This window comes from Flavobacterium sp. WC2509, from assembly GCF_052683105.1.
The window spans coordinates 3,338,084-3,349,792 of the sequence record NZ_JBQZFG010000001.1 but is presented as its reverse complement, the minus strand read 5'-3'; the positions used below and the strand labels follow the sequence as shown (position 1 = coordinate 3,349,792).

7 protein-coding genes are annotated in these 11,709 nt (G+C 33.6%); 3 read left to right on the top strand and 4 right to left on the bottom strand.

From position 1 onward, the window contains the following. Positions 1–32 precede the first annotated feature (32 nt). Positions 33–1,187 (bottom strand): MFS transporter, encoded by a 1,155-nt coding sequence (locus ACUN3A_RS14005; RefSeq protein ID WP_445551896.1) that lies wholly within the window; start codon positions 1,185–1,187, stop codon positions 33–35. 468 nt (positions 1,188–1,655) lie between these two features. On the opposite strand from ACUN3A_RS14005, the gene ACUN3A_RS14000 reads away from it, so the two are divergent. From ACUN3A_RS14000 to ACUN3A_RS13990, 3 genes are all read left to right on the top strand, one after another. Beyond that, a complete protein-coding gene (locus ACUN3A_RS14000; RefSeq protein ID WP_445551895.1) occupies positions 1,656–3,980 on the top strand; it encodes a TonB-dependent siderophore receptor in 2,325 nt (774 codons plus the stop codon). Positions 3,981–4,198: 218 nt separating this feature from the next. After that, positions 4,199–5,098: an NAD(P)-dependent oxidoreductase gene (locus ACUN3A_RS13995; RefSeq protein WP_445551894.1), complete on the top strand. Its 900-nt coding sequence runs from the start codon at positions 4,199–4,201 to the stop codon at positions 5,096–5,098. Between the two features lie 88 nt (positions 5,099–5,186). Beyond that, a complete protein-coding gene (locus ACUN3A_RS13990) occupies positions 5,187–5,612 on the top strand; it encodes an HIT family protein (RefSeq protein ID WP_445551893.1) in 426 nt (141 codons plus the stop codon). A 60-nt stretch (positions 5,613–5,672) separates the two neighbouring features. Here the strand turns inward: ACUN3A_RS13990 and ACUN3A_RS13985 are convergent, their stop codons facing one another. From ACUN3A_RS13985 to ACUN3A_RS13975, 3 genes are all read right to left on the bottom strand, one after another. Beyond that, the gene (locus tag ACUN3A_RS13985; protein WP_445551892.1) at positions 5,673–5,906 is read right to left on the bottom strand and encodes a hypothetical protein; all 234 of its coding nucleotides are present in this window, start codon (positions 5,904–5,906) and stop codon (positions 5,673–5,675) included. A 21-nt stretch (positions 5,907–5,927) separates the two neighbouring features. Then, complete coding sequence (locus tag ACUN3A_RS13980) at positions 5,928–8,159, bottom strand: T9SS sorting signal type C domain-containing protein (RefSeq protein ID WP_445551891.1); 2,232 nt, start codon at positions 8,157–8,159, stop codon at positions 5,928–5,930. A gap of 743 nt (positions 8,160–8,902) precedes the next feature. Further along, on the bottom strand, positions 8,903–11,536 hold the full coding sequence (locus ACUN3A_RS13975; RefSeq protein ID WP_445551890.1) for a valine--tRNA ligase: 2,634 nt from the start codon (positions 11,534–11,536) through the stop codon (positions 8,903–8,905). Positions 11,537–11,709 lie beyond the last annotated feature (173 nt).

Sequence of the window (11,709 nt, the reverse complement as noted above, 5' to 3'; positions counted from 1 at the left end):
TTTAGGCTTATAACGTTATAATTTAGAGTTCTTTATTCTTCAATTTTTCTCACCATCAGGACCATAATAAATCCTAAAAATGCCATTATTAGAAACGCCCATTTCATACTTAAAATTTCAGAAATAAAACCAACCATTGGTGGCACAACCAAAAAGCCAAGATAACCAATAGTCGAAATTGAGGTTAAAGCTGATCCATTACTCAAACTTTTTGATTTTCCTGCAATACTAAAAACCAATGGAACTACGCAAGAAACCCCTATTCCTATTAAAGAATAACCTAAAATTGTAGGGTAAATAAAAGGTAAAAGAAAACAAATTAAAAATCCCAAAGTGATAAAAATCCCGCTAATCAATAATATTTGTTTGATACCAAATTTCATTACTGCATAATCGCCAGAGAAACGTCCTAAAGTAACAGCTGTCATAAAAAACACAAAAGCCGCTGTGGTAAGTTTCGGAGATGCATGCAATACATTCTGAAAATAAATACCACTCCAATCGTACATTGTATTTTCACATGCCATAGCAACAAAACAAATTAGGGCAAACTTTATAAGGTTTTGATCAGGCATCGAGAAGAATTTTCGTTTTTCTCTCAAAGGTTCTGTTTTGATGGTCATAGGATAAAAACAAGCCATAACTCCCATCATCGCTATACTAATTCCGAGTAAATGATATGAGGCAGCAACATTTTGCGTCACCATAATATAACCCAAACCCGCGCCTGCAAATCCTGCCAAACTCCACACTGCGTGAAAAGTAGTCATAATCGATTTTGAATATAATCTTTGAACTTCCAGAGCTTGTGCATTCATCGATAAATTCAGAATATTACGCGATGATCCAAATAGTAAAAGAATAATAACTAACTGCCAAACAAAAGACGTAAAACCTGGCAAAGCCAAAAAAATATTAAACAAAACAGCTCCCAACAACATACAATATCGGCTACTAAACTTATTTAGTAATCGTCCTGTAAATGGCATTGTCAGTATTAAACCTATTGGAAATGCAAATAAAACAGCTCCGAATTGTGCTTCGCTTAAATGCAATTGCTCTTTAACACTCGGAATTCTAGAAGCCCATGAGGAATATCCAAATCCGGATACAAAGAAAAACACTGTGTTTGCTAATCTGTATCCTTTTGGGGTATCTATTAGACTTTTAAAATAGGAAATAATCATTATGCAGAAATAGTCAATTTATTTTAACTGCAAAATTAAGCTTTTTAAAACTATTTATAAATTAAGACTATAAATCATAAACTTTTAATAGTTTGGGTATAATTCGGAACGCAATCCAAACTAGCATTTGAAAAAGCGGTAGAGTTTTCAACTTATAATAAAAAAGCAAAAACACTATTAAATAAAAAATAACGATGCAGCTCATTATTAATTTCCTCCTTAAAAATTAACATCAAAAAGATCTTTAAACTCTATTCTCAGACATAATTTGAGCATTTTTAAAATCTAAAATTGCCAATTAATTACTTTTTTCCAAATAAAAAATAAACATTTTTTGAATTAAAAAACTGAAAATGAAATAGTTAAATACTGTTAAAATATTATTAATATTTAGTCTAAATAAATTGCAAAAACAAAATTCAGGTTGTACATTTGCATCGTTATTTTAATTAATTCTAAATAAAAACGATGAAACGCATTTTACTCCCTCTGACATTTTTTGCTTTTTGCTTTAATGCTCAAGCTCAAGAAATGGCAAGTAATACTTCAAAATCAAATGACAAAGAATTATACTATTTTTCTTCTGATACGATAAAATCAATAAATGATACTGTAAAGAAAAGAAGAGGACAAGAATTAAAAGAAGTTAAAGTTACAGGAAATAAATTACGCAAACCTGTTAGTGCTTTACGCTCTGGTTTAAAACCAATGGATACACCACAAAGCATACAAGTAATTGGTTCAGAGGTAATCGAGCAACAACAAGCTATTCGTTTGAGCGAAGTAATAAAAAATGCTAATGGTATCAATGTAAGTTCTGCTCGAGGTGGTGCTCAAGAATCTTTTTCTTCAAGAGGATACGCTATGGGAGCCAGCAATATGCTAAAGAATGGTTTCCGTTATAATTCTGGTTCTATTCCTGATGTTTCTGGTTTAGAAAAAGTAGAATTCCTTAAAGGAGGTTCTGCGCTATTATATGGAAATGTGGCTCCAGGGGGAATCTTGAATTTGGTAACAAAAACACCTTCTTTCACACAAGGAGGTTCTATATCAATGCAAGCAGGTAGCTATGCATTCTACAAACCTTCTATTGATTTTTATGGACCTTTAAATAAATCTATTGCTTATAGAATTAATGCTTCTTATGAAAATTCTGAAAGCTTTAGAGATGTTGTAAAAAATGAACGTTTATATATTAATCCATCTTTCCTTTTTAATATAAGCGATAAAACACAGATTACATTACAAGGGGATTATTTAGATGCTGATTGGACTCCAGATTTTGGAACAGGAGCTATTACTTATCCTTTATATTCAACAATTGTTGATGTACCACGTAACAATTTCTATGGTGCTCTTTGGTCAGTTGGAAACACAAAATCAGCTAGTGCTTCTGCATTTGTTAACCATGATTTCAACAAAAACTGGAAATTGAATTTCAATTCTTCTTTCCAAACTTATGACCGATATTCAAAATCGACTGCTCAATTATCAACTGTACAACCTAATGGTGACTGGAAAAGAGGATTGACTGAAGGTAAAAACATAGAAAACATCTACGGTGACCAATTAAGCTTACAAGGAACCTTTAATACAGGAGCTATTAAGCATCAATTATTTACTGGTGTAGATTGGGAAAATTCATTTGCAACTGCATATACTTACGGATTTTTCAAAAAACCAACAACAGCAACAGCTGTAACTACAGAAGATAAATCTATAAATCTTTATGACTATGATGCACTAAGTACTCAAAGTACTGAAGCTCCATATCCTTCTAGACAAACTCAAATTGCAAATACAGACACGAATCGTTTTGGTGTATATTTTCAAGATTTAATTTCAATTACAAAAGAATTTAAAGTTCTAGCTGGTCTTCGTTGGTCTTGGCAAGAATCTGAAGTTACTACATACAAAGAAGTTGTAGATACAAAAAAGGATATTCTTGTAACATCGGTAAATAATGTAGCTCCAGTTGTTGGTGACAAAAAATTAGATAATGCTTTTTCTCCAAAAATTGGAATTGTTTACCAACCTTTAACTGACATGTCTTTATTTGCAAGTTATTCCAATTCATTTACTCCAAACACAGGAACAACTGTAGATTTACAACCAATTGAACCTTCGATCATTGATCAATACGAAGCTGGTGTTAAAACCGATTTCTTAAAAGGAATGTTAAGCACAAACGTTACTGTTTACCAAATCACTAATAGTAATTTAGCACAAACAGCCGAATTTAAAGCAGATGGTTCTCTTAATAGTGACACAAACATAAAAACTTTAAACGGACAAACAAAAAGCAAGGGTATTGAAGTTGATGTTACCGCTAGACCAATCGACGGTTTAAGCATCATTGCTGGATACAGTTATAATGATATGCGTTACAGTAAAACATCAGGACTAAACGGAAGCCCTGTTGAAGGTGATCGTTTAGTTGGAACTCCAGCAAACACAGCTAACTTAAGCTTTTTCTATACAGTACAATCTGGATTCTTAAAAGGAATTTCTGTAGGAGCTATAGGAAATTATATTGGAGACCGTATTGCTGGTTGGAATAACCAAAACAGTACAGACCTTGTTAAATACCCTGACGGAATCTATCATAGAGAAATTCCATTGGACGGATACACTACTATTGATGCCTCTTTAGGATATACTTGGAACAAGTTTTCAATATTATGCAGATTATCTAATATTACAAACGAGTTGAATTATACAGTACACGAAAATTACAGTGTAAATCCAATTGCACCTCGTCAATTTATGACAACTTTAAAATACAAGTTCTAAAATCTCAAGTTTAGTTATATTTTTTTTCCAAAACTTTTTCTGACCATTTCATTTTTTGATAAGCAGAAAAAGTTTTTGGTTTTTAATAATCAATCAAAAAAACAAATAGTAAACCACTGAATATTCAATTGAACAAAAATGGATCTGACTTATATCAGGTCCATTTCTTTTTTGAAACTACCCAAGCCTATTCTTTCTCTCTTTTTTCGTAAATTTACTTGTCAAATCCAATCGGAAATCGGAAACCAAATTATAAAAACAAAAACATGAATAAACAGAAAATAGGATGGATTGGTCTTGGAAACATGGGCGTTCCAATGGCAAAGAATCTTCTCAAAGCCAATTATGAAGTGACTGTTTATAACAGAACAAAGGAAAAAGAACAGGAATTAATCAACCTAGGCGCAATATCGGCAGCAAGTCCGCAAGAAATAATTCAAAAATGCGACATAATTTTTACAATGCTTACCAATGACAATGCCGTAAAAGAAGTTTTCCAAAACGAAACTGGTTTATTATCTAAACCTGGGATCGGTAAACTCATCATCAACATGAGTACAATTTCCCCTGAAACTTCCAGATACTTAGCAGAAATATCCAACAATCATCAAATAGAATTTTTAGACGCGCCCGTATCAGGCAGCGTAAAACCGGCCCAAGATGGTGCTCTTATCATTCTTGTGGGCGGTAGTGTTGGAAATTATGAAAGAGCAAAACCCCTGTTTGACATATTGGGAAAATCCTCCCTTCTTTTAGGTGATATTGGCGTGGGAAGTTCAGCCAAATTAGCCATCAATTACTTTTTAGCATTAAATATTCAGGGATTGGCAGAAACGGTTTTATTTGCCGAAAAAAACGGAGTGAGCCGTGAGAACATGCTAACCATTGTTAACGAAGGCGCATGCGGAAATGGAATAACCCATATAAAAACTCCCTCTCTTTTAGCCAATCAATACCCAGTTGCATTTCCGTTGAAACTTTTATACAAAGACCTTAATCTAGCCAAAAATGAAGGATTGGACTCTCCTTTGTTTAAACCTCTCTTCGAAAGTTTTCTGCAGGCAAAAGACAATGGCTTGGGAGATGAAGACGTAATGGCCATCATCAAAAACCTTTAATCCATCAAATAAATTTTAATTATTTAACTAAAGCCAAGACATAATTTACTAGTTTTGGTTTCAATTAAATTTTTTTTAAAAAAATAATATGCCTAGCCCAGTTTCAGAATGTCTATACTGTCAAAATAATGACACCCTGCATCAATTAATGATTAAAATAGGTGATTTAAAAGTATCGCAACTTTTCCTTTTTAAAGAACAATCATACGCTGGTCGTTGCAATGTGGTTTATAAAGATCATGGCGTGGAGCTTTATGAATTAAGCGATGAACAACGCAATCTATTTTTTGAAGATGTAGCCACTGTTGGAAGAGCAATCGCTAAAGCTTTTAATCCTACCAAAGTTAATTATGGTGCCTATAGCGATACACTTTCTCACTTACACGTTCATATCGTTCCTAAATATAAAGAAGGTTACGGTTTTGGAACTGTATTTGAAATGAATCCGCAAAAAACGTACTTATCGGATGCTGAATATACTGAGGTAATCGAAAAGATTAAATCAAATTTATAAATCAAAAAAATCCCAATTCCGAAAATTTTCAGAATTGGGTTTTTTAAACTTTGGGTTTTCTTATCCTTGAATTTTATTTTTCTGAATAGCTCTCAGTTTCATAAAAACAAAAACCAAGCCTATTACAGCTAAAACCCAAACATAATTATCGATAGGAACTCCATCATCTCCTTCTAAACCAGGACCACCTCCACCTCCATCTCCTGGACCTGGTTCTCCTGGGTAAGAAAACATTACAAAAGTGGATAAAAAGAACACTGCAGCTATATAATATTTTAAAGAATTATTTTTCATTTTTTAATGATTTTAAGGTTCTTAGTTTAGAACTTTTTTACTCACTATTTTGTTGTCCTCTAAGCTTATCTGAACGATCAAAACTTGGTGCGATTTCAAGTTAGCGATAGAAGCAGTATCGGCTTTCACATTTTTTTGTTCAGCAATTAATCTTCCTTGAATATCAAAAACTTTAACGTTATTGATTACACTTGCTCTTGAGGTGATGTATAAAGTACCATTATTTCTATATGCCGTTACACTGTTGTCGTTCATTACTGGCGTATCCACATTCAAGGTTTTTTGGTATTTCAATGAAAATCTAGTATTGTCAACACCAGCTGTAGCAGTAAAGTTGTAAGCTCCTGCTTTCAAGTTGGTTTCAGCTCCCGTTTTGCTATCTACAAGATACACTTCCTGACTTCCTAAAAACAAACCATCAACGTGGTCTATGGCGATGGTAAAATTACCATTAATAGCAGTTTTGAATGCCAATGGTACAATATCCGTTCCATCAAAAGGCAGGCTTCTTCCTTGAATAACAAATTCTTCGTTATTAAGTAAAGAGTTCAAAGCACTAGAACTATCATTAAAATATTTACCATCAATTGCGGCATCAACACCTTGTGTAGCATCTGTCATATAAGCTACCAACATTTGGCTAAATGCACCTGCAGCATTAGTAAGGTTTAACCAAATACGATTTCTTTCCACTGTATTTTTAATTTTCAAAATTTGATTGGCATTATTTGGTAGACGCATAGTATTGGTAAATTGAATACTTGTCGAAGTAGATTTAGCTATAAAACCTTGACCAACTTGGATAATTCCACTTGGTGTAATTCCAATAGGGTCTGCAGTGTTCGAACTAGTTGTCCCAGTTCCACCCGCTTTTGTGTATGTTGCATAAGAGGTAGTTGGTGCAGTTAATTGGTCTAGATTATTCTTTTTTCTCCAGAAATACAACGGACCAGTAATCCCATTAGCTGTGATAAATGCATCTGCACTTATAGTAGAAGGATAAGGATTACCAATTGCGTAATAAGACCCTGCAGTAAGACCGGTAAGAGAAACAGTTCCATTATTGGGTACTCCAGTAAAGATACCCGGATAATTCAAAGTAGCTAATCCAGTATCATAACCTGTTTTAGGATCGCTATTAGGCATACGGATTAAATAACCAGTGCCTTTTGCAAAAGTACTTGCAGATGAAGCTATATCGTATAAATTAGTAATTGGGTTGTACGTATAAAAACGTGTTGAAATAGTCAAAGGCGAAAAGTTAGCCAATGTTTGAGTACCCGTAACTGGTGATGACCATAAAGTGTAATCTAGACGGAACAGCGCATTGCTATTGCGATTTACATTAATAACTCCTGAATTGATGGAATTTGCATCCGTCTGAACCAAATTGGAGTTGTTGCTCAAGGTAAAAGTACTTCCAGCCTGTATAGTTAAAGCTCCAGTCAATTTTACATTATATCCAGAAGGAATAGTAACTGTAGCATTATCCTTGACTGTTAATGTCAAAGCAGTGATATCCGCAGCTTCACTATATGTATCTTCAATTTCTGCATTAATAGTTGCATTTGGTGCAGCAGGATACCAAGCGCTGTTCCAAGTAGCTAGAGGATAATAGGTCGCTGTTGCATCTTTTACCCAACCACTACTTGGTATTGCAGCCAGATCAGTGACAACAATACGACTTAAAGCAGGATTAGCTGTACAATCAAAAGTATTTAGACTATTCAATCCTCTAACATCTAAACTTGTTAGACTGTTGTAGGAGCAATCTAAATAGGTCAAATTTGTCAATGTACTTACATCTAATGAACTAATAGAATTGAAATAGCAATCTAAATAGGTCAAATTTGTTAAACCGGTAACATTTATTGAAGTTAATTGATTGTCCCAAAGTTCAATTTTAGTTAAGTGAGTTAACATACTTAAATTTAAACTACCTGTTAGCGAGTTAGACCCGCATTGTAAAGTTTGCAAACTACTAAAATCCTGTATACCTGTCAGATCTGTTATATCGCTTAAAAAAACATCTAAATCTTTAACACTGCTAATATCGGAAGTCAACACATGTCCATTAACATTACCATCACTATCATAACCCTCTCTAATTAATGCTAATTCAAAATTTGGGTCAGGAATTGATGTATATTGTGCAGAAGCCAAATTTGTAAACAACGAAAATAATACCGGGATTAGTAAAACCCGAATTTGATAACCAAAATTTGGTCTTAAATTCTGTAAAATATGCTGCATAGCTATTTTTTTAAATTGTTTGGGCAAGTTTTAAAAATTTTGGAGTGCTTCTAGACTAAAAAAAGCATTTGCGATACAAAATTAAAAAATTAACTGCACATCTATTTTTTTTTCACTTTTTTTTAAGTATTAAGTATCTAATATGAAGACATTTACTTACTAAAAAGACCGATTCAAATCGGCCAAAACACAGGCTATGATAAACCGAGGAAATGATATTATATAGTAAACATTTATCTAAATAAGGTACTAAAAGAGCAGTAAATACGGATACTATGATGTAAATTTAACCCGTTGGGTGTAATTCGTTTTTAATATTAATTTTCGGCAGTTCGAGTGTTCCCCCTTTTTGGGGGCAGTATATTAATTTTATGACTATCCGTGACTAGTACCATTTCGCAGAATAAATTAGTTGTTGAATGTTTTTCGCAAACTTTATACTTTATGCTCTTTGCGTCTCTGCGTCTTAGCGAGCCCAATTTCACGCAAAGGCGCAGAGACGCAAAGTGTATTTTCAATATTTAGACTCTTGATATGAGTTACGGACAGTCATATTAATTTTCTTTATAAAAAAAACGAATGAAATTGCAGTCGTTAGAGTTTTACACGAAAAAATGGATATTAAAAACAGGTTAAATGAATGAATGAATGAATGAATAAACGAGATCAAACGTAATTCAAAAAACAAACCCGACAAATTTCAAAAATCTGTCGGGTTTTATATTTTTAGCAAATTCTGATTGTTATTTCAATCCGGCTAAACTCTGCTCAATAGTAGCAATTTTAGCCAATGCATCGGCTTCTTTTTGTCTTTCGTTTGCCAAAACTTTCTCTGGCGCTCCGTTCACAAATTTCTCATTCGAAAGTTTATTTTGAACAGATTTCAAGAAACCTTGCGTGTATTCTAACTCCGTAGTTAGTTTTGCAATTTCAGCTTCAACATCAATATTCCCAGTAATCGGAATAAAATATTCGTTAGATTTTACACGGAAAGATAATGCCCCATCTACTTTATCCGAAACATATTCTAACGAAGTAATGTTTCCTAATTTGGTCACAACCGAATCAAAATAAGTAGAAGCGTTATCATTGTTTACCACCTTCAATTCAATCGTATCCTTGAATGGAATATTCTTGTCTTTACGAATCGTTCTGATTCCAGAAATCACTTCAATCGTGTTTTCAAAATCTGTAATTAATTTGGCATCAAAAGGTTTTAATTCTGGCCAAGTTGAAACTATTAAAGCTTCTTCTGTAGTTCTTTCTGCAATATGTTGCCAAATTTCTTCTGTCAAGAAAGGCATAAATGGATGCAATAATTTAAGATTATTTTCTAGCATTTCTATTGCTTTCGCAAAAGTTACGCTATCAATTGGCTGTTGGTAGGCTGGTTTAATCATTTCCAGGAACCAAGAACAAAAATCATCCCATACCAATTTGTAAATTCCCATCAAGGCATCAGAAATTCTATATTTTTCAAAATTATCTTCAATTTCTAAAAGCGTTTGTTGCAACTTAGCCTCATACCATTCAATCGCCACTTTAGAAGATTCTGGTTGTGGAATAGTTTCTGAAACCTCCCAGCCTTTAATCAATTTGAAAGCATTCCAAATTTTATTGGTAAAACCTTTTCCTTGGTTACACAATTCTTCATCAAACATAATGTCGTTACCCGCAGAAGCACTCAAAAGCAATCCAACACGTACACCATCGGCACCAAATTTTTCAATTAACTCTAATGGTTCTGGTGAATTACCCAACGATTTAGACATTTTACGTCTTTGTTTATCACGAACCAAACCAGTCAAATATACATTTGAAAATGGTTTTTCCCCTGCATATTCGTAACCAGCAATAATCATTCTCGCCACCCAGAAAAACAAAATATCTGGACCAGTTACTAAATCATTAGTTGGATAATAGTATTTGAAATCTTCGTTTTCAGGATCCATAATTCCTCCAAAAACAGACATTGGCCATAACCAAGAAGAGAACCAGGTATCTAAGGCATCTGCATCTTGAGTAAGGTTGTTGGTTGTTAGTTGTTGGTTGTTGGTTTTCTCTTTGGCTAATGCCAAAGCGTCTTCGATGTTTTCAGCAACTACAAAATCTTCTTTCCCATCGCCATAAAAATAAGCAGGAATTTGTTGTCCCCACCATAACTGGCGCGAGATGTTCCAATCGCGGATATTATTTAACCAATGTGCATACGTATTATTAAAACGTGCTGGATGCAATTTAATATCACCATCAACCAAAACAGATTGAATCGCTGGTTTTACCAAATCTTCCATTTTCAAGAACCATTGATCAGATAATCTTGGTTCGATTACTGCTTTAGTTCTTTCAGAAGTTCCTACTTTATTCAGGTGGATTTCAGTTTTAGCCAAAGCTCCACTTTCTTCTAATTCTTTTGCAATTTCGGTGCGAACCACAAAACGATCTTTCCCTTGGTAATGCAATCCAAAACTATTTAAAGTAGCATCTTCATTGAAAATATCAATAATTTCCAAATTATGCTTCTCCCCTAACGTTTTGTCATTCATATCGTGAGCTGGAGTCACTTTCAAACATCCAGTTCCAAACTCTACATCTACATATTCATCTTCAATAATCGGAATCACTCGACCGCAAATTGGCACAATTGCTTTCTTTCCTTTCAAATGTGCAAAACGCTCATCATTTGGATTAATACAAATAGCAGTATCACCAAAAATAGTTTCCGGACGAGTTGTTGCAACTGTCAAGAAATCTTCGGAACCTTCGATTTTATATTTTAGGAAAAATAATTTCCCGTTTTGTTCTTCATATATAACTTCCTCATCAGACAAAGTTGTTTTAGCTTCCGGATCCCAGTTTACCATTCGGTAACCCCTGTAAATCAAACCTTTGTTATATAAATCCACAAAAGATTTAATTACAGAGGCAGACATATCTGGATCCATTGTGAATTTAGTTCTGTCCCAATCACAAGAACATCCCAATTGCTTTAATTGCTCTAGAATTGTTCCTCCATATTTATCGGTCCATTCGTAAGCATGTTTCAAAAACTCTTCACGACTCAAATCTGATTTATTAATCCCCTCGGATTTTAATTTGGCTACAACTTTAGCTTCAGTTGCAATAGAAGCATGATCCGTTCCAGGAACCCAACAGGCGTTAAAACCTTTCAAACGCGCTCTTCTAATCAAAACATCTTGAATGGTATTATTAAGCATGTGCCCCATGTGTAATACCCCTGTAACATTGGGAGGTGGAATTACAATCGAATAAGGTGTTCTGTGATCTGGCTCAGAATGAAAATAATTATTCTTCATCCAGTAATCATACCACTTATTTTCAATGGTTTTAGCGTCAAATTGTGCAGGAATTGTCATTGTATTGTTTATTTGTTTAATCGGTTATTTGTTTAATCGATTAAATGAATAACCGATTAAACAAATAAACTTATCTTTTGGTCTGATTTTTGTTATTGTAATTAACGACAAAAGTAAATAATTAAGCACAGTATAAAAAATAGAAATAAAAAATTGTCCGTTAATTAAAAGAT